The sequence below is a fragment of the Enterococcus sp. genome, from assembly GCF_032555305.1.
In the GTDB taxonomy this organism is placed as follows: Bacteria; Bacillota; Bacilli; order Lactobacillales; family Enterococcaceae; genus Enterococcus_A.
On the sequence record NZ_JAWGOQ010000028.1, the window covers coordinates 1 to 20381 of the forward strand.

At 40.5% G+C, this 20381-nt stretch carries 19 protein-coding genes, 1 tRNA gene and 1 other annotated feature; of the genes, 16 read left to right on the plus strand and 4 right to left on the minus strand.

Annotated features, from left to right (window positions below; all coding sequences use genetic code 11):
• Window positions 1-57: 57 nt before the first annotated feature.
• The 4 genes from E6139_RS17475 to E6139_RS17490 form a co-directional block, all read right to left on the minus strand.
• Window positions 58-131 (minus strand) — tRNA-Arg (locus E6139_RS17475).
• 59 nt (window positions 132-190) lie between these two features.
• A complete protein-coding gene (locus E6139_RS17480) occupies window positions 191-1030 on the minus strand; it encodes an alpha/beta hydrolase (RefSeq protein WP_316404704.1) in 840 nt (279 codons plus the stop codon).
• 100 nt (window positions 1031-1130) lie between these two features.
• On the minus strand, window positions 1131-1799 hold the full coding sequence (locus E6139_RS17485) for an O-methyltransferase (RefSeq protein WP_316404705.1): 669 nt from the start codon (window positions 1797-1799) through the stop codon (window positions 1131-1133).
• Window positions 1799-2446 carry a uracil-DNA glycosylase gene (locus tag E6139_RS17490; protein ID WP_316404706.1) on the minus strand — a complete coding sequence of 216 codons (648 nt, stop codon included), beginning with the start codon at window positions 2444-2446 and terminating at the stop codon, window positions 1799-1801. The genes E6139_RS17485 and E6139_RS17490 overlap by 1 nt, the downstream gene beginning before the upstream one ends.
• Before the next feature lie 119 nt (window positions 2447-2565).
• Window positions 2566-2637, plus strand: a sequence feature (ribosomal protein L21 leader region).
• Between the two features lie 20 nt (window positions 2638-2657).
• Here E6139_RS17490 and rplU point away from each other — a divergent pair.
• From rplU to E6139_RS17570, 16 genes are all read left to right on the plus strand, one after another.
• Entirely contained in the window at window positions 2658-2966 is a 309-nt protein-coding gene (rplU, locus tag E6139_RS17495; RefSeq protein ID WP_010740661.1) for a 50S ribosomal protein L21, read from the plus strand.
• Between the two features lie 17 nt (window positions 2967-2983).
• On the plus strand, window positions 2984-3334 hold the full coding sequence (locus E6139_RS17500; protein ID WP_316404711.1) for a ribosomal-processing cysteine protease Prp: 351 nt from the start codon (window positions 2984-2986) through the stop codon (window positions 3332-3334).
• A 12-nt stretch (window positions 3335-3346) separates the two neighbouring features.
• Window positions 3347-3640 (plus strand): 50S ribosomal protein L27, encoded by a 294-nt coding sequence (rpmA, locus tag E6139_RS17505; RefSeq protein ID WP_216410451.1) that lies wholly within the window; start codon window positions 3347-3349, stop codon window positions 3638-3640.
• A gap of 106 nt (window positions 3641-3746) precedes the next feature.
• Window positions 3747-4013: a SemiSWEET family transporter gene (locus E6139_RS17510; RefSeq protein WP_316404713.1), complete on the plus strand. Its 267-nt coding sequence runs from the start codon at window positions 3747-3749 to the stop codon at window positions 4011-4013.
• A 303-nt stretch (window positions 4014-4316) separates the two neighbouring features.
• Complete coding sequence (trkA, locus tag E6139_RS17515; RefSeq protein WP_316404714.1) at window positions 4317-5693, plus strand: Trk system potassium transporter TrkA; 1377 nt, start codon at window positions 4317-4319, stop codon at window positions 5691-5693.
• 12 nt (window positions 5694-5705) lie between these two features.
• A complete protein-coding gene (locus E6139_RS17520; protein WP_316404715.1) occupies window positions 5706-7145 on the plus strand; it encodes a TrkH family potassium uptake protein in 1440 nt (479 codons plus the stop codon).
• A gap of 397 nt (window positions 7146-7542) precedes the next feature.
• Complete coding sequence (locus E6139_RS17525) at window positions 7543-10317, plus strand: sigma-54-dependent transcriptional regulator (protein ID WP_316404717.1); 2775 nt, start codon at window positions 7543-7545, stop codon at window positions 10315-10317.
• A gap of 199 nt (window positions 10318-10516) precedes the next feature.
• Window positions 10517-11017, plus strand: coding sequence for a mannose/fructose/sorbose PTS transporter subunit IIB (locus E6139_RS17530; protein ID WP_316404719.1), 501 nt, complete (start codon window positions 10517-10519; stop codon window positions 11015-11017).
• Window positions 11018-11095: 78 nt separating this feature from the next.
• Entirely contained in the window at window positions 11096-12061 is a 966-nt protein-coding gene (locus E6139_RS17535; RefSeq protein WP_316404721.1) for a mannose/fructose/sorbose PTS transporter subunit IIA, read from the plus strand.
• 42 nt (window positions 12062-12103) lie between these two features.
• The gene (locus E6139_RS17540) at window positions 12104-12910 is read left to right on the plus strand and encodes a PTS mannose/fructose/sorbose transporter subunit IIC (RefSeq protein WP_316404722.1); all 807 of its coding nucleotides are present in this window, start codon (window positions 12104-12106) and stop codon (window positions 12908-12910) included.
• A 19-nt stretch (window positions 12911-12929) separates the two neighbouring features.
• Window positions 12930-13841 carry a PTS system mannose/fructose/sorbose family transporter subunit IID gene (locus E6139_RS17545; protein WP_316404724.1) on the plus strand — a complete coding sequence of 304 codons (912 nt, stop codon included), beginning with the start codon at window positions 12930-12932 and terminating at the stop codon, window positions 13839-13841.
• A gap of 101 nt (window positions 13842-13942) precedes the next feature.
• Window positions 13943-14314, plus strand: a complete 372-nt coding sequence (locus tag E6139_RS17550) for a DUF956 family protein (RefSeq protein WP_316404725.1) — start codon at window positions 13943-13945, stop codon at window positions 14312-14314.
• Between the two features lie 278 nt (window positions 14315-14592).
• Window positions 14593-16356 carry a PTS mannitol transporter subunit IICBA gene (locus E6139_RS17555; RefSeq protein ID WP_316404726.1) on the plus strand — a complete coding sequence of 588 codons (1764 nt, stop codon included), beginning with the start codon at window positions 14593-14595 and terminating at the stop codon, window positions 16354-16356.
• Window positions 16357-16443: 87 nt separating this feature from the next.
• Entirely contained in the window at window positions 16444-18495 is a 2052-nt protein-coding gene (locus E6139_RS17560; RefSeq protein WP_316404728.1) for a transcription antiterminator, read from the plus strand.
• 30 nt (window positions 18496-18525) lie between these two features.
• Complete coding sequence (locus E6139_RS17565) at window positions 18526-18963, plus strand: PTS sugar transporter subunit IIA (protein WP_316404729.1); 438 nt, start codon at window positions 18526-18528, stop codon at window positions 18961-18963.
• Between the two features lies 1 nt (window position 18964).
• Complete coding sequence (locus E6139_RS17570; RefSeq protein WP_316404730.1) at window positions 18965-20104, plus strand: mannitol-1-phosphate 5-dehydrogenase; 1140 nt, start codon at window positions 18965-18967, stop codon at window positions 20102-20104.
• Window positions 20105-20381 lie beyond the last annotated feature (277 nt).

Here is a 20381-nt window from a genome sequence, read left to right on the forward strand (position 1 = left end):
ACTAACAGATCATTATATCAAGTATAGTAAGGTTTTAACCTTACTATACTCCATTTACATCACAGGAGGGATTCGAACCCCCGACCGTCCGCTTAGAAGGCGGATGCTCTATCCAGCTGAGCTACTGTGACAGTAGTTTTGCAACAAGAACTATTATAGAAAAACTACCCTTGCTTGTCAACCTAATTCGTTATTTTACTGATTCAAAAAGATATTCTCTGATCAACTTCAGCGTTTTAGGATTTTCGATCAGCGAACCATGGTCAGCTTGTTCCTCCACGACGATCTCTTTATATTTTTCACTATCGCCATAAATCATGCGTCCAGCAAGTACACTGGTCAGAGGAACAGTAGTGTCAGTATTCTGATTATCGACATTTCCAGCAATATTATAGACGGTAATATTTTTCGGAATGTTCTTTTTGTTCTTCAAATAATAGGTCAGCAGATCACTCTTCGCTTTAGGCTTTGTGAAGGTCGAACTGTTTTCATTATAATCCCACGAAGTATCGTTGTATGGGGAACCTAGCGTGATTAAATGATAAAGTGCTGGGTCATCAGCTTTTTGTTCATTTTCCAAGTAGCCGGTGATGATCAAGCCGCCGTTTGAATAACCTAAGTAATCATAGGTATTAAAGGTGTAATGCTTTTCAGCATACTCTAAAGCCTTTTGGAACCAGCGAGATTGTTTCGGCAGCGAAGGATCGGAACCGTCTTCGAAGGCGACAGCGATGACCGGGCGCTTAGTGTCTTTAGTAAATTGGCCGGATGAGGTGATGGAATCATCCTTATTCACCGTGATCTTTACTTCATCGACGCCCTTTTCGGTTTGCTTTAAAGAATCGACCAAACTATCGAAGCGGTCGACATCACCGTTCGTTCCAGGAACCATGATGACCGGCGCAGGTATCGCTAAAGGATTGTTTGAATTTTTGGATGCATGGACGTGGTCTTTGGTTTTGAGAAAAAGAAAACCCAATAAGCACACGGCTAGGATTGATATAACGATTCCTATTTTTTTGCTGCTCACAGAAAATTCCTCCATTTCAGTTCACTAGTGTACGCCGATTTTTCTCAGGTACAAGTAAAATGGCGAAAATTCAAAAAAGTTTCAAATTTTCGCCAATCTTCTATTTATTTTTTGAAATCAATGCGACACCATCACCTAAAGGCAATAAAGTCGAGGCTAATTCTGGTGATTTGGTGACTTCCTCTAAAAATTCATTCAAATGCCGATGAATCGAACGGTTTTTCCGAGGGATTTCTTCGATCGGCTGCAAGACTGTTCCTGCTTGGAAAATATCATCCACCATTAATACACCGTCATCTGATAAGAGGCGCAAACATTCAGGTAAAAAGGTAATGTATTTTGATTTTGCACTATCCATAAAGATGAAATCGTAGGGACCTTCTAATGTGCTGAGTAAGTCAGCTGCATCGCCTTCCAATAAAGTAACTTGTTCTGTTAATCCTAGCTTTGCAAAATTCTTCTTTGCCTTTTCGATCATAACGGGGAACCGATCGATTGTGGTAATTTTTGCCTCTTTCCCTAGTGATTCAGCCATCAAGCTAGCTGAAAAACCAATCGCGGTACCAATTTCTAAAACGTTTTTCGGCTGTTTCTGCTTCAGTAAAAATTGTAGGAAAACAACTGTTTCGTGGGGGATTACAGGTACACCATTTTCATGAGCAAACTCTTCTAATTCTCCTAGTGATCCAGTTAATTGTTTTTGCTCTGTGCGTAAGTAGTGCAAGATGTCTTCATTAATAATTGGACGGTACATCATTTCGTTGCGCATTATTCTTCCTCTTTCTCTAGTAAGTTTCCTAAATTTAACCAGTCTTCCTTGATTTTTTCACTCAATGAACGATTATAAAAAATCGCTGCCGGGTGAAAAAGAGGGACGACTGTATATTCTTTTTTTGATCGCTGATAGCTGTTTTGTTCTTGATTAAGCTCTAATACAGGTCCATGATATATTTCGCCATGTCGTTCGCTAATCTGCCATTTTGATCCCAACAGCCGCTGTAACCCGATATTGCCTAAAGTCGCGATGATTTTTGGCTGAATAACTGACAGTTCGTAATCCAAAATCGGGGCATGAGCTAAGATTTCTTTTTTACTGGGTGTTCGGTTCGGGGAAACAGTTTCGTGTTCTTGTGTCCGCTTATTCACGCGCTCGACGATTTTAAAGGGACGACTTCTGACAGCACTGGTAATATAAGTATTTTCCCGAGTGAGTCCGATCGATGCCATCGCTTGGATCAATTCCTTACCGGCAGCCCCGGAAAAGGGAATATGATTGACGACTTCATTACGTCCAGGAGCCTCGCCAACCAACATCAGTTTCGGCTGAAGCGGACCTTGTCCAGCAATAAATCCTTCAAGCTGAAAATCTTTTGAACGTTCAGTAACGAACGTGACTAGACTTTTTGGGTACTCCATTTTCCTCGCCTCACTTTGTCATCCCTCTAATAGTAGAAAAAAGCAGGGCAGGCGTCAATAATTAATCATTGACTTGGCCTATCTTTTTTAGTAAACTATGAATGTTGTAATTGTGGAACCCACAGCTACAACCGCACAGAACAAGTTCTTAAGTACTTCGGTCACTTGGGATGGCGAGTCTAAGTATATATTATAAGGAGGTGCCACAAGCATGTACGCAATCATCAAAACTGGCGGAAAACAAATCAAAGTTGAAGAAGGTCAAGCTGTCTACATTGAAAAATTAGACGTTGAAGCTGGCGAAAAAGTTGTCTTCGACCAAGTTGTTTTAGTAGGCGGAGAATCTACCAAAGTAGGAGCTCCTATCGTTGAAGGTGCAACTGTTGAAGGAACTGTTGAAAAACACGGCAAACAAAAGAAAGTCGTTACTTTCAAATACAAACCTAAAAAACATTCACACCGTAAACAAGGTCATCGTCAACCTTACACTAAAGTTGTCATTGACTCAATCAAAGCATAAAAAAGAAGGTGCCTAAGTTGATCAAAGGTACATTCACTCGAAATCACGCAGGTCAAATCAGCGAATTTACGTTGACAGGTCATGCTGAAGCAGGTCCTTACGGTAGCGATATCGTTTGTTCCGCTGTTTCTGCATTAGCCATTAGTACCGTAAATAGCTTGGATGCACTAGCAGGTGTCACTCCGAACATCGAGACCAATGATACTGAAGGTGGTTACCTTCATGTAGTCTTGAACTTAGATGAATCGATGACCCAAGAGCAGATGAATATCTCGCAAATTTTGCTGGAGCATTTATTGTTAGGCTTGCAATCAATCGAAACAGAGTATTTGGATTTCATTGAGATCCATACAGAATCTAAATCATAGGAGGTGCAGCTCATGTTATTGAATATGAACTTACAATTATTCGCCCACAAAAAAGGTGGCGGTTCAACTTCTAACGGACGTGACTCAGAATCAAAACGTTTAGGCGCTAAACGTGCTGATGGTCAAACTGTTACTGGTGGATCAATTCTTTATCGCCAACGTGGTACTAAAATTTTCCCTGGTGCAAACGTAGGTATCGGTGGCGATGACACATTGTTTGCTAAAGTTGACGGCGTAGTACGTTTCGAACGTAAAGGTCGCGACAAAAAACAAGTGTCTGTATACCCAGTCGCTCAAGAAGCATAAGACATTCGAAGTCCTAATCCTGATTTCAGGATTAGGGCTTTTTTTTCGCTTCTTTCATCAACTTGGGGTAGTATTTTACTAATGAAAGAAGTTTGAGGTGTTTTTATTGGCTAACAAAGAAAAAACGATATTGATTTTCGGAAGAATTGCTTCAACCTTATCGGTACTGATGTATGTATCCTATATCCCGCAAATTATGAATAACTTGGCAGGGAATAAAGGGAATCCGATTCAGCCGATGGTAGCGATGGTCAACTGTATTTTTTGGGTGATCTATGCGTCCATGCAAAAGAAAAAGGACTATCCCATCATTATTGCGAATGTGCCAGGTGTCTTTTTAGGCGCACTTACATTCATCACAGCGTTAATGTAAAACGGAGATTAGGTTTTAAAGAAGTAGTTAGAGTAATTTTTTTACTTTAACTGCTTTTTATTTTGTCACAACGGCAGATTAATTTTTTCGTGAAACAATAGTATTTATCTAACTATTTTTATTACATATTTGGTTCTAATTGGGGAACCATGTTAACTGCTTCATTTTTATTTATAATCGCCCAAAAACACCTTCTGTTTTGAATAAATCTGGAAAAACTGTTTCTGGAATGTCCGTTGTTTTCCCTTGTAGAAAAGGCTAGAATGGAGAATAAGAATATCAAATTCAAAGCTGGAGGATAGAATGAAAATTATTGTTTTAGGTGCTGGTAAAGTCGGTAAAGCATTGACTCAGCATTTGTCCGATGAGGATTATGATTATGATGTGGTCGTCATTGATTTGTATGCAGAAAAAGTGGAGTCGATCGTCAACCAATTCGATGTATTAGGAGTGGTAGGAGACGGTGCGACATACGATATATTGATGGAAGCAGGTGTCGACGATACAGACATCTTTATTGCGGTGACGCAGTCGGATGAGTTGAATATTTTAGCTTGCCTAATGGCGAAAAAAATGGGCGCGAAAAATACTATTGCCCGCGTTCGAAATCCGGAGTATTTGAAACAGCGTTCCTTTATGCGGGATCAGTTGGGATTATCAATGATTATCAATCCAGAATTAGAAGCAGCGAATGAGATTCGCCGGATACTATTATTTCCTTCTGCATTTAAAGTGGACACCTTTGTTGGTGGGAAAATTGAGCTGGCGGAATTTCGCTTGAGGGAAAATGCGCGATTGATCGGCGTCTCGTTGAGTCGTCTAAGCAAGGTATCTAAAACAAACGTCTTGATTTGTGCCGTACGGCGAAAGGATGAGCTGATCATTCCTGATGGCAATTTTGTGTTGGAACAGGGAGACCGGATCCATGTGATGGGACAGCATCGAGACTTGGTTCGTTTTTGTCAGGATATCAATCTGTTTGAACAAAAGACCAAGCGGATTATCATTGTTGGCGGTGGTCGCATTTCCTACTATCTAGCGCGCCAATTAAGTGAACATGGGATTCAAGTCAAGATCATTGAGAATAATGCGAAACGGTGTTTGGAGCTTTCTACTAAGTTGCCGGACGCTACAATCATTGAATCGGACGGCAGTGATGAGGAAGTTCTGATTGAAGAAGGGATCGAATCAGTCGATGCATTTCTGGCATTGACCGGGCTTGATGAAGAAAACATCGTGATTTCCCTATATGCGAAACAGATGAAGGCGAAGAAAACCGTAGCCAAAGTGACCCGGACGAACTTCATGAATGTCTTGGATCAATTAGATATCGATAGTGTGATCTCGCCGAAGAATATTATTGCAACACACATTTTGCGCTATGTTCGTGCGAAAAATAATAAGGATGACGACAGCAGTGTTAAGACGCTGCATCATTTGTTCAGTGACGAGAATGATGATGTGGATGCGATGGAATTTATCGTAACTCCACAAACATCGTTTTTAAACAAAAAAGTCTCGGAAGTGAAATTGAAAAACAACATCTTGATAGCGGCGATTTCTCGGGAACGCGGCTTTGTCATTCCGAAGGGCGACACGGAGATCCGCTTAAAAGACCATATCGTGATTATTACGACGGATCGAAAAATTTGCAGTTTGAATGATCTGGTGAGGAGATAGCGGTGAAGCACAATGAATAAAAAGATGGTTATTTTTACTATTGGCAAATTGTTGAAAGTAGAGTCCATTCTGCTGCTGCTGCCTTGTATTGTCGGATTGATTTATCGAGAAAAGGAAGGGCTATCTTATCTGATCGTAGCGGTTTTGGTATTTATAGTCGGTACCTTGCTGAGCTGGAAAAAGCCTAAGAATCGCAATATTTTTGCTAAAGAAGGTTTTTTTATCGTTGGAGTCAGCTGGGCGCTGCTTTCGTTGTTCGGCTGCTTTCCCTTTATGCTTTCAGGGGAAATCCCATCATTGGCAGATGCTTTTTTTGAGACAGTTTCTGGTTTCACAACGACCGGTTCATCTATTTTGACGACACTAGATAATATCAGTCAGGCAAGTTTGTTTTGGCGCAGTTTTACTCACTGGGTCGGCGGTATGGGGATATTGGTATTTACCGTCGCGTTTATTCCCATCGCTTCAGGCAGAACGATGCACATCTTGAAAGCTGAGATGCCGGGACCGATTATCGGAAAGCTAGTATCGAAGGTTAGTGTGACCGCGCGAATCTTATATGTAATCTATACAGTATTGACATTGATACAGATTATTCTAATGGTGCTGGGTGGAATGCCGGTCTTTGATAGCATTCTGAATTCCTTTGCGACAGCAGGGACCGGAGGCTTTTCTATGAGTAACGCTGGGATCGCTGGCTACAATAGTGCCTATATCGATGGTGTTATCACCGTCTTCATGATTTTGTTTGGGATCAACTTTAACTTGATCTATTTCTTTATTATTGGAAAAATCGCTCCTGTATTGAAAAGTCAGGAGTTGCGCGGTTATCTGGGGATTATCGCAGCATCGACGATATTGATTACGATCAATATCTCGTCGCATTACCCGTCTTATCTCAAAGCTTTTCGTTACGCGGTATTCCAAGTTGCTTCGATCATCACGACAACGGGCTTTACCACAACGAACTATGATCTATGGCCAATGTTTTCTCAGGTGATTCTGCTTCTGCTAATGTTTGTTGGGGCCTGTGCTGGCTCCACTGGCGGTGGAATCAAGGTCTCGCGGATTCAAATACTGGTCAAGCATGCATTTCAAGAAATGAAAAAAATCGTTCATTCCCGCAGTGTCACATCATTAGAGTATGAAGGAGAAACGATTGCACCTAAGACCATCGGTAATATCCATGCTTATTTAGTCCTTTACCTTCTGGTGTTTGTTGCGTCATTGTTGATCCTCTCATTAGAGAATATCAATTTCCAAACGATGTTTTCAGCGGTTGCAACATGTATCAACAATGTCGGGCCAGGATTCAAAGCGATCGGACCAACCGGGAATTTCGGATTCTTATCTGATCTTTCCAAATGGACACTTTCCTTTGCCATGTTAGCAGGCAGATTAGAGATGTTTCCGGTTTTATTGCTCTTCTCCAAATCTTTGTGGAGGAGTTAACTATAGTTACTTAGAAATCTTATCTCTTTTTTGGGGATAAGATTTTTTTGGTTTGCACAATAGCAAAAATGTTTCGGTTTCTTTTGTTGAAAATAAAAACTATACTTTGATTGGCAAAACGTCAGGCTAATAACATTCATTTTTAATTCTGAAAAAGAACCGAGGTTATCTTCGCTATATAATAGAAGAAACGCGACTCAAAACAAAATACGACCATAATCAAATACTAAGATATTATAAAAATCATTAAAAATAGTTAAGGTGTGAAGGGCGAGAATCCCAAAAACTTTCAAATTTAAAAAATATAGTGTATTATTTATTCTCTAAATATTTGACTTTTTAATAAAAAATATAGATGATGAATACATAGGAATACACTAATAAAGAAGGTGACTGAATGGAACGACGGATTGACCGCATTTATCGCTTTGTTTCAGAAAATGCAAACGTAACGACAAAAGACGTAGCAGATTCATTGGATATTCAACGGACAAATGCCAGTAAGGATTTAAATCTTCTAGTCAAGGATGGGCACCTAAGTAAGAGTGAAGGAAGACCTGTTCGCTATTTTGTTTCGAACCAATCAGCCGAAACGTCGTTTGATACCGAAGCACCTCACGCGCAAACAAGAGTTGTAGAACCGCCGGAGAAGAAAATTCTTAATCAAAACACCGGCAATGTTTTTACACAAATTATCGGTTCTACCGGAAGCATGCGCAATGCTGTCGAACAAGCCAAAGCAGCGATCTTGTATCCGCCGCGCGGTTTGAATTGTTTGATCACAGGCCCGACTGGTTCGGGTAAAACATTTTTCGCGCACGCAATGTTTCAATTTGCACAAACTGAAGGGGTAGTCGAACCAGATCGAGAACTAGTTGTTTTCAACTGTGCTGACTATGCCAATAATCCGGAATTATTAATGAGTCATCTGTTTGGATATGAAAAGGGTGCCTTTACTGGTGCGGATACAGAAAAAGATGGACTGATTCAACAGGCCGACGGCGGAATGCTCTTTCTAGATGAAATTCACCGCTTGCCGCCGGAAGGGCAGGAAATGATCTTCTATTTTATGGATCACGGAACTTATAGCCGTCTTGGCGAAACTGGAAAAAATCGTTTTGCAAATGTTCGAATTGTTGGTGCAACAACGGAGGACCCTCATTCAGCATTGCTGGATACCTTTGTCCGCCGAATACCAATCAATATTCAAATGCCCGCCTTTAGTAATCGACCAGCGGCGGAACAGTTGGATTTAGTACGGGTAATGGTGGCGATGGAGGCCAATCGGATTCAACGAAAGATTACGTTGAACGAAGATGTGGTAAAAGCCTTATTAGGCAGTGTCTCTTATGGAAATGTTGGACAGTTAAAATCAAATGTTCAGCTAATTTGTGCTCGCGGCTTTATGAATCATATGATGCAAGAAGAGATTCATATTACCTTGAATGATTTGACAGAGGGAATCAAAGCCGGATTAGTTCAGCTTTCCGCTGATCGAATCAAATCAACCGATATCTCGCCGTACCTTGAGCCGGAAATGATCGTCACACCAAATGAAATCGATGAACTGATCAAAACGGATACGTATGAACTGCCATATAATTTATATGATATTATCGGCGATAAAGCCGCTTTGTTAAAAACGGAAGGCCTAGATCAAGAAACAATCAATCATTTTATTTCTACCGATATTAATGTACATTTGAAATCATTTTATAAAGATCATGGCTTTAGTTTTGATACAGAGACCCGTTTAACTGAGTTTGTTGATAAGCATGTGATCGAGATCAGCAATCAAATCGCAGTACTAGTTAGCGAACGACTGGAAACACATTTTCAACAAAACTTTATTTATGCCATGAGTCTGCACATTTCTTCCTTCTTGAAAAAAATTCATGTGGGAGAAACACGCGAGACCAATGCCAATATTCGAGAAATGGCAAAAGACTACCCAACAGAGTTCGCAGTAGCTCGTGAAATTCGTCGGCTAGTCGAAAAAGAATTTCAAGTCGTGATTCCTGACAGCGAAGATTACTATTTAACTGTTCTACTGGTCTCCTTACGAGAAGATCAATCATCTGGCAGGATCGGTGTGGTCGTAGCTGCTCATGGAAATAGTACCGCGACCTCGATGGCGCAAGTTGTTCGTGAGTTATTGGATGTCTCTAATATCATCGCGGTAGATATGCCGTTAGATATGCATCCGCGAGTCGCCTATGAAAAAATGCGTGAAGCTGTGACCCAGATTGATGAGGGCAGCGGGGTATTGATCATGGTAGACATGGGTTCATTGGCTACTTTTAATGAAGAAATTGAAAAGGATACCGGGATTGAAGTTTGCACCTTAGACATGGTCACGACCCCGTTATTGATTGAAGCCGCTCGAAAATCAAGTGTATTGGGTTCCGGTGTAGATGAATTATATGAATCGCTGCAAGGTTTCCGTGGGTATGGTCATGTTACGACAGAAAAGGAAGAGCCGCAGGAAAAACAAGCAATCTTAGCTATTTGTGCTTCTGGCGAAGGAACAGCTCAGCGTTTGAAGGAAATCATCGAACGTCCACTGCAGCAGCGCAACTTAAAACATATCGACGTTTTGACATTAGCTGTTGCTGATATCAAAACGAAAGTTCCTGCTTTTAAAGAAGAATACAAAATTTTAGCAACAACAGGAATTATGGACCCGAAAGTCGGCGCGCCATACATTCCAATGGAGAAATTCATTAATCAAAAAGCAGATCAAATTTTAGACGAACTATTGCTGGAAAATGATTTGTCAGAGCAGGAAGAGGTTGTTCTTGATGCAAACAAGGCACGAGAATTGTGTATCAAGTTTATGGAGGAAAGCTTTACCTTCATCAATCCGAACAAACTGATTGATCCGTTATGGCGTTTAGCCAAAACGGTCATCAGTAATGATGGCGATTCATCTGATTATGCATTGATGGTGAATTTCGTCATGCATATGGCTGGAACGATCGAACGAGGAATATTGCAGCAGCCATTGAAGGTGGACGATGAATCGAAACGAATTTACCAGAGCGTGACTGATAATGTTGTAATGAACCGCGGGCTTAATGAGCTAGAGAGCCAACTGCGAATCACGATACCAACATCAGAACGATACTATATTTATCAATTGCTTAAGAATAATGAAGAAATTCTAGCATAAACGATACACAAAAAGGGATACAGTATACTGTATCCCTTTTTGTGTATCGTTATAAATGCGATAACTAAAGAATTCCTTGCTAGTGTATTTTGGCACGGTACTTGCTTTATTATAAGTGAGTACCTATGCAATACTGTACTCAAATAATGTAGTGCAAGTCTTTTAGCATCTGAGCCTTGTAGTCGCAGGAGGTGGTGGGATGGTAATGGATATCCGACTCACTCGGATCGATGATCGTTTGATTCACGGACAGGTAGCGACAGTTTGGTCCAAGGCAACAGGGATCGAGCGCATCTTAGTGGTAAGTGATGAGGTTGCTAACGATGAGTTACGCAAGTTCCTACTAAAACAAGCCGCTCCACCAGGAATCAAGTCCAATGTTGTCACAAAAAGAAAACTGGTTGAAGTGTATCAAGATCAATTGTTTGATGGAATGAAAGTCATGTTGTTGTTTGCTTCCCCGCAAGATGTAGTAGAAGTCGTTGAGGCAGGTGTTGATTTGAAATCGGTCAATATTGGTGGCATGCGATTTAGCGAAGGAAAGAAAATGATTACTAATTTTATTTCCATGGACGATAACGATGTCCAGTGCTTTGTTAAATTGGCAAACGCCGGAGTAGAGTTAGAAATTCGTCAAGTACCGACAGACCGTAAGACAGATTTGATGCAACTGATCAAAAAAGAAAAGATGCTGCAATAACTTAATTTTGGTTACAGGTTTTTTTAAAAGAACTTATTTATATTTTGAGCTGTAACAATACTAATAGGAGGTAAAAAGATGGTAGGAATTATCATTGCTAGTCATGGTGAATTCGCTAACGGTATCTTGCAATCTGGAGCGATGATCTTTGGAGAACAAGAAAATGTCAAAGCAGTAACTTTGATGCCGAGTGAAGGACCTGATGACGTTAAAGCAAAAATGAAAGAAGCAATCGCCTCTTTCGATAACCAAGACGAAGTATTGTTCTTAGTCGATCTTTGGGGTGGAACTCCTTTCAACCAAGCAAACAGCTTGTTTGAAGAACACAAAGACACATGGGCAATCGTTGCTGGTATGAACTTACCGATGTTGATTGAAGCATATGCTTCACGTTTCTCAATGGAAACTGCACACGAAATCGCTGCACATATTTTAGGTACGGCTAAAGAAGGGGTTAGAGTTCGTCCAGAAGAACTTGAACCTGCTGAAGCAGCACCTGCTGCGGCTACTCAAACAGCAAGTGCTGGAGCACCTGGTAAATTCTCTTATGTATTAGCACGTATTGACTCTCGTTTGTTACACGGACAAGTGGCGACTGCTTGGACTAAAACAACTGGTCCAACTCGTATTATTGTTGTTTCTGATGATGTTGCAAAAGATGAACTACGTAAGAAACTAATCCAACAAGCTGCTCCTCCAGGTGTTAAAGCCCATGTGGTGCCAGTGAACAAAATGATTGAGCTTGCAAAAGACGACCAACATTTTGGTGGACAAAAAGCATTACTTCTTTTTGAAAATCCACAAGATGCTCTTAGAGCAGTTGAAGGTGGCGTTGAATTAAAAGAAATCAACGTTGGATCAATGGCTCACTCACCTGGTAAAGTACAACCAAACAAAGTTTTAGCATTCAGTCAAGACGATATTGATACATTCAATAAGTTAAAAGCTAAAGGTATTACGTTTGATGTACGTAAAGTGCCAAATGATTCAAAAGGCAACATGGATGAAATCCTTAAGAAAGCTCAAGACGAGCTTAATAAGTAAGAATAGTCCAAATTATCAGAAGAAAACGGAGGATTAATAATCATGGAATTAAATATTGTTCAAATGATTTTAGTCGTTATCGTAGCATTCTTAGCTGGTATGGAAGGTATCTTGGATGAATTCCATTTCCATCAACCAGTTATTGCATGTACGTTAATCGGCTTGGTAACAGGTAACTTAGTACCATGCGTAATCTTAGGTGGTACATTGCAAATGATCGCTTTAGGTTGGGCAAATATCGGTGCAGCTGTAGCGCCAGATGCTGCATTGGCATCTATCGCATCTGCAATTATTTTAGTATTAGGTGGACAAGGTCGCGCTGGAGTATCTTCAGCTATCGCAATCGCTGTTCCTCTAGCTGTAGCTGGTTTATTACTAACAATCATCTGTCGTACTATCGCAACTGCATTCGTACATTTAATGGATGCCGCTGCAAAAGATGGAAATATTCGTATGGTTGAATTATGGCACATTATTGCTATTGCAATGCAAGGTGTTCGTATCGCAATCCCTGCTGCATTGATCTTAGCTGTTGGTGAAGGTCCAGTACGCGGCTTGCTAGAATCTATGCCAGCATGGTTAACAGATGGTTTAGCAATTGGTGGTGGCATGGTTGTTGCCGTTGGTTATGCAATGGTTATCAACATGATGGCTACTCGTGAAGTATGGCCATTCTTCGCAATCGGTTTTGTATTAGCAACAATTTCTGAAATTACTCTTATCGGTCTTGGTGCTATCGGTGTAGCTCTTGCTTTAATTTACTTGGCTCTTTCTAAACAAGGCGGTTCAAGTAACGGAGGAAGTTCAAATACTGGTGACCCATTAGGCGATATCATCGATAACTACTAAGAAGGAGGAGAACACGAAAATGGCAGAACAAGTTAAATTAACAAAAAAAGATCGTATTTCTGTTTGGATGCGTTCGACCTTCATTCAAGGGTCTTGGAACTACGAACGTATGCAAAATGGTGGTTGGGCATTCTCAATGATCCCAGCGATCAAAAGATTATACAAAACAAAAGAAGATCGTGCCGCAGCTTTAACGCGTCACTTGGAATTCTTTAATACTCACCCATATGTTGCTTCACCAATCATCGGGGTTACTTTAGCGCTTGAAGAAGAACGTGCAAATGGTGCACCAGTTGACGACGTAACGATTCAAGGGGTTAAAGTTGGTATGATGGGACCTTTGGCAGGTATTGGGGATCCAGTATTCTGGTTCACTGTTAAACCTATCTTGGGTGCGTTAGCAGCTTCTCTAGCAATCAGCGGAAACATTCTTGGACCAATCATTTACTTTGTTGGTTGGAACATTATTCGTATGGCATTCATGTGGTATACACAAGAATTTGGTTACAAAGCGGGTTCTCGTATTACTGATGACTTATCTGGTGGTCTTTTACAAGACATTACAAAAGGGGCGTCAATCCTGGGGATGTTCATCCTAGGCTCTCTTGTTAATAGATGGGTATCTATCAGCTGGGCACCAGTCGTATCTACTGTCAAATTAGATAAAGGTGCGTATATTGAATGGGATAAATTACCTGCTGGTGCACAAGGGATCAAAGAAGCCCTAACACAACAGGCAAATGGACTTTCATTGGACAGCTCAAAAGTAACTACTTTACAAGATAACTTGAATTCATTGATTCCAGGACTTTCTGGCTTATTGCTAACACTATTATGTATGTGGTTGCTTAAGAAAAAAGTTTCTCCAATCGTTGTCATCCTTGGCTTATTCGTGGTAGGTATTGTCTTCCACTTAGTTGGCTTGATGTAAACATTGGTAAAATGCTCGGGTTGATTCCCGAGCTTTTTTTACATAAAATAGGTATAACGAATGTTTCATAGCAATTGAAGGAAAGAAGTGGAGTAGATCAAATGGTTCAATCACTCAATACAAAAGTCGATTTAGTCGTAAAAGCGACTTCGTATCAAGGTTTAACAGATTACGGTAAAATTATGATTGGTGACAAGGGTTTTGAATTTTACAATGAACGCGACGCGAATAACTTTATCCAAATCCCTTGGGAAGAAGTGGACTATGTGATCGCTTCAGTAATGTTCAAAGGAAAAAAAATTCCCCGTTATGCGATTCAAACAAAGAAAAACGGGACATACTCCTTTGCTTCGAAAGAACCAAAAGAAGTTTTGCGTGCCATTCGCAAGTATGTTGACCCAAGCCATATGGTCCGCTCGCTCAGTTTTTTAGACGTAATAAAAAGAGGAATGAATAATATATTCAAACGGTAATCCATCAAATAATAATCGGAGACAGGTCTATATGATCTGTCTTTTTTTGCTCAGTTCTAATGGATGACAAACAAAAATAAATAGAAATCATTATCATGATAGAGTTACCCAATTACCCTTTCGCAATTGAACAAGCCTTAAAAAAGAAGTCTTTTCAATTTTGGCACAAACTTCTGTGCCAAAGCTCTATCTTCTATTTCTTGAAAGCGGATACCTGGGGATATATGATAAATATGTAAACGAAATCATTTTATCTTATTTCTAAGGAGGAAAAGGAAATGGAAATGCAAGCTACTGGACAAAAAGGTGGACTCAAGGCGAGAGTCCAGCGTCTCGGAAGTCATTTGTCAGGAATGGTTATGCCAAACATCGGCGGCTTTATTGCTTGGGGTGTTATCACCGCATTATTCATCCCAGATGGCTATATCCCAAATGAATCACTTGCTACATTAGTTGGCCCGATGCTTTCTTATTTATTGCCATTATTAATCGCTTATACAGGCGGCAGCATGGTTCATGGTCAACGTGGTGCGGTAGTCGGAGCAATCGCAGCGATGGGGGTTATCGTTGGATCGGAAGTTCCAATGTTTATCGGAGCGATGATGATGGGGCCTTTAGGCGGCTGGTGTATCAAGAAATTTGATGACGCTTTCCAAGATAAAATCAAAGCTGGATTTGAAATGCTAGTCAACAACTTCTCTTCTGGATTAATCGGTTTTGCTCTAGCGATCGTCGGGTTTTATGCAATCGGACCAGTCGTAGGTTCGCTAACAAACATGATGGCGGCTGGTGTTGAATCAATCATCAACATGCATTTATTGCCATTAGCAAATATCTTTATTGAACCAGCGAAGATTTTATTCTTAAACAACGCAATCAATCATGGGATTTTAACTCCGTTGGGAATTGAACAAGCAGCAGAAGCAGGAAAATCTGTTCTATTCTTATTAGAAGCAAACCCTGGACCGGGTCTGGGAATCTTATTAGCCTTCACATTATTTGGTAAAGGCGCGGCGAAATCTTCTGCACCAGGTGCGATCATTATCCAATTCTTAGGTGGGATTCATGAAATTTACTTCCCATATGTAATGATGAAACCTCTTTTATTCCTAGCCGTTATGGCTGGTGGGGTTGCAGGAACATTTACTTTCCAATTGTTAGGCGCAGGTTTACGAGCAGCAGCATCTCCCGGTTCGATCATCGCTGTAATGGCTATGACACCACCAAATGCTATCTTTGCTAACTTGGCTGGGATCGTTGTAGGATGTGTTGTTTCATTCCTGGTTGCTATGATCATTATCAAATCTGACAACAGTGAAGAAGATGATTTGGCTGCTAACCAAGCGGCAATGGCTGATGCAAAAGCACAAGCAAAAGGTCAAAATGCAGTAAAAGCAGACAACCAAGAAATGTTCGGCAACATTAACAAGATTATCTTTGCTTGTGATGCTGGTATGGGATCAAGTGCGATGGGCGCATCCGTATTACGCGATAAAGTGAAAAAAGCAGGTTTGACTTTACCAGTTTCTAACTCAGCAATCAACAACTTAAGTGATGATCCAAATGCTCTGATTGTAACGCAAGAGGAATTACATGACCGGGCTTCTCAAAAAGCGCCAAGTGCAACCTTCGTCCAAGTGGAAAACTTTATGAATTCACCGCGCTATGATGAAATCGTGGATCGTTTATCTTCTGAACCAGCAGGTGACAGCGAAAAAAAGCCGCTGACAGATGATGTGGTGCAAGGCTTAGCCGACTATTCGAAAGTCGATCACATTATCTTTGGTTATGAACAAACAAAAGGTTCTGCTAATATGGGCGCGACGATCCTGAAAAAATTATTGAAGGATAATGGTTTGAATTATCCAGTAACAGTTGCACCTATCAATACGTTGCAGGATGAAACAAGTGCCTTAATCATTACCAATAGTGATGAAACAGTCAAAGCTGAACAACAAGCACCAAGCGCGACACATGTACCATTGACCGATTTAGTTGCTTCAGAAAAATATGACAAGGTCATTCAAAACTTAAGGAAATAAGTAGTCTTTTATACAGAATCGTATTACTCTTAAAGCAGTGAGGATTCTCACTGCTTTTACCCTTTTTAAATTATTGGAGGAGATATTGTGTATTTTTCGATTCGCGAAAAGAAGATACTTTCCCTTTTATTAGATTATCCCAACGGTATCACACCAGAGGAATTGCAAGATATTCTACAGGTCAGCAAACGGACTGTCTATCGCGAGATCTCAAGTATTGAGAAGACGATCAAATCGCAGGATATCCAAATCATCAAGCCCCGTGGCGAAGGTTATCGAATCGTTGGGGAATCATTGAATCTCGAACGGCTGCAGCAGCAACTAGGTGAAAAACAAGCAGAGCTGTTTACGGATAATGTTCAGCGACAAAGTGCGATTGTTTGCTCCTTGCTATTGATGGATGAGGAAGAGACGATCGAAGGCTTAGCCATTGATTTTAAAGTTAGCCCTGCGACGATTACCTCTGATTTGGCAACCATTGAAAAAAGTCTGATCGATTATCGGTTAGAGCTGCAGCGGTTAAAAGGTCGCGGCATTCGAATCGTCGGTCGTGAGAAGCAGCGTCGCCAATTGCTAAGCAACCTGATTTATAACGGTGTCAGTGAATTTGATTTTTTCCAATTTATTGATTCGTTAGACGAAGAGAAAACTACTACCGATAACTTCTTTTTGAACTTATTGAGCCAATCGAGTTTACTATTGGCCCGAACGATTTTTGAGCAAATTTCTCAACAAGCTTTTGAACAAGTGACAGACAATCAATTACAGCGAGTCTTGATTTTATTAGCTTTATCTATTGATCGAATGTCGCAAGATCGGTTTGTGGAAGTAGAGCAAGAAACGAAAGCAAAACCTGAGAGCATGCAGATCGCTAGTCAGATCATGATCAAGGTGGCTACGACAATCAAAAAATCAATTCCGCCGCAGGAGGTCCGTTTCTTTGCCTTTCAATTAGAAGGTGTGAATTACAAGAAGCCGCAAAACATTTTTATTGATAGTTTTGATGTGGAGCTTTCTTATAAAATCAAGGAACTGATTCGTCTAGTTTCAGAAACAACTGGTGTTGATTTTCGCAAAGATGAACAGCTCTTCAATGATTTATCCGCCCATATGTCCGCGGCTTTGAAACGAAATCTGACGGTTCTCCAAGGCGCAAACAATCCATTACTACAAAAAATTCGTGATAAGTATCAGGACTTAACGACAGCCATCATCAAAGAATTGGCGGTTGTTTTTCCGGATCATCAATTCACTGCGGATGAATTAGGCTATGTTGTGATTCATTTCGCCACATCGCTAGAGCGGCATCCAAGCGGTCGCGCATTATCCGCTTTAGTTTTGTGTTCCAGCGGTATAGGAACGGCACGAATATTAGAAAGCCGTGTCCATAAATATTTAACTGAGATCGAAAAGGTTCAAGTGGCCAAAATCTCAGAAATGAATCAACTGGACTATAAAAGCTATGACCTGATTCTAGCGACTGTCTTTTTACCAGGATTCAATTTGCCGTATAAAGTAATCTCGCCGCTGCTTTTGGATGATGAGATCAAGGAAATCAAAGAATACATCCAGACACTGCATCCTGAAAAGGTGAACGAAGTCATTGATGAACCGGAACAAGAGCCTAGCGAAGCCTTTGATGAAATTTATGAAACGATGCGGATTGCCAATAATCTGTTGCAAAACTTTGACGTGAAGTCGATTCACGCAAAGGAAACGATTGAGCTGACTTTAGCAGAAATCATCGATCAGTTGCAGGGTACGATCGTCTCTGATGCCACAATAGTGACAGACAAAGTGATCAAACGGTATTTAGTCGCTCCGATCGGCGTTCCGAATACCAATTTTGCGCTGTTTCATTGCGCAGATAGCCATGTTAAGGAGCCGCTGTTTACCATTTATGATTTAGATCAGAAATTTTTGATCCAAGGAATGGATAAAAAAAGTATCGAATTGACGCGAGTGTTGTTGCTTCTGGCTCCAGATCCAATGCCGGAGAGTCAGCAAAGTCTATTAGGAAAAATTAGCAGTTCAGTTATCGAAAGTGATTTAAACACTGAAATATACAAATTTGGCAACAAAGAAATTATCTATCAATTGTTGAGTTCTTTGTTTGTGAAAGAGATTCGAGAAAATTAACGATAGTTTAAAAAATCGGAGGGATTAGGAATGGAATTACAGCCAGAAATGATTTTATTAGACCAGAAATATGCCAATAAGGAAGACGCGATCCGTGCGAGTGGACAGCTGCTGGTGGATGCTGGGTGTGTGGAAGAAGGCTATGTCGATGCCATGATCGAGCGAAACAAGTTAGTTTCTGTTTATATGGGAAACTTTATCGCGATCCCTCATGGAACCGATGAAGCAAAACGTTATGTGAAGAAAAGCGGTATTTCAGTGATCCAAGTCCCAACGGGCGTTCATTTTGGCAAGGATGACACAGAAGATGTGGCGATGGTATTATTTGGAATCGCTGGGATTGAGAATGAGCATTTAGATATTCTGCAGAAGATCGCGATCTTTTGTTCGGATGTTGAGAATGTGGTCAAATTAGCAGATGCAAAAACAAAAGAAGAAGTCATTGGCTATCTTCAGGAGGTAGAATAGGATGCAAGCAACACACTTTGGCGCAGGAAATATTGGACGTGGATTTATCGGAGAAATTTTAGCAAAAAATGGCTTTTCCATCGATTTTGTCGATATTAATGAAACGATTATCAACGCTTTGAATGAACGAAATGAATATACGATCCAACTGGCAGATGAAAGTCAAAAAGAGATCCATGTATCCAATGTGGATGGTTTGAACAATCAAACCAATCCCGAAGCGGTGATTGAATCCGTCAGCAAAGCAGATATTGTAACGACAGCGATCGGACCGAATATCCTACCGTTTATCGCGGAGTTGATTGCGAAAGGAATTCAAAAACGCTGCAACGAGGGTAATACAACAGCTTTAGATGTAGTAGCCTGCGAAAATATGATCGGCGGCAGCCAGTTCTTATTCGAAAAAGTTCAAGCGTTCTTATCGGCTGAAGACATGGCTTTTGTAGAACAATACATTGGATTCCCCAATGCAGCAGTTGATCGTATTGTTCCGATTCAACACCACGAAGATCCGTTATTTGTATCAGTGGAGCGTTTTAGTGAATGGGTGATCGATGCAACGCAAAGTAAGAATAAAGAGTTGCGCCTCGAAGACGTAGAGTATGTAGAAAATTTAGAACCCTATATCGAACGGAAACTATTTTCGGTTAACACTGGACATGCAACAGTTGCTTATACCGGAGCCTATGAAGGGTACAAGACGATTGATGAAGCAATCGCAGATGATCGTGTGTTAGCAAAACTACGCTCAGTTCTTGGCGAAACAGGCAGTCTGGTGATTGATAAATGGAATTTTGACAAGGATAAGCACCTTGCTTATATTGATAAGATCGTCAGCCGTTTTGAAAACAAATACATTTCAGACAGTATCAGTCGGGTTGCGCGGACACCAATTCGTAAATTAGGCTTTGATGAACGCTTTATTCGCCCGATTCGTGAGCTAAAGGAACGTGGATTAGAGTATTCAAACCTAGTTGATGTGGTAGCGATGGTTTTGAAATACAGTGATCCGAATGATGAACAAAGTGTTGAACTGCAGGGATTACTAAAAGAAAAATCCGTTGCAGAAGTGCTTCAGCAAGTAACCGATTTGCACGATGATGAATTGATCGCGGAAATTGTAGCAAGATATCAAGATTAGCTCCTCCCCCCCTAATGCGGAATAATTATCCGTGTTGGGGGATTTTTTTTGTTTGAGCGCGAAATTTTGTTTCAAAATGAATCATGTACAAACTATCTTAATTTTTAATACGAAAGGTAGTTTTCTAGAAAAAATGTCGCAATAGCGTCATTTAATAGGCGGGAATCAAATAAATTAAATAAACAAATAAGGAAACATTAATCAGATTTTCTGGTGAAATAGTTCGTGTTTTTGTCGAAACACTCTTGATTCTTTCCTTTTAAAACGATATTATAAA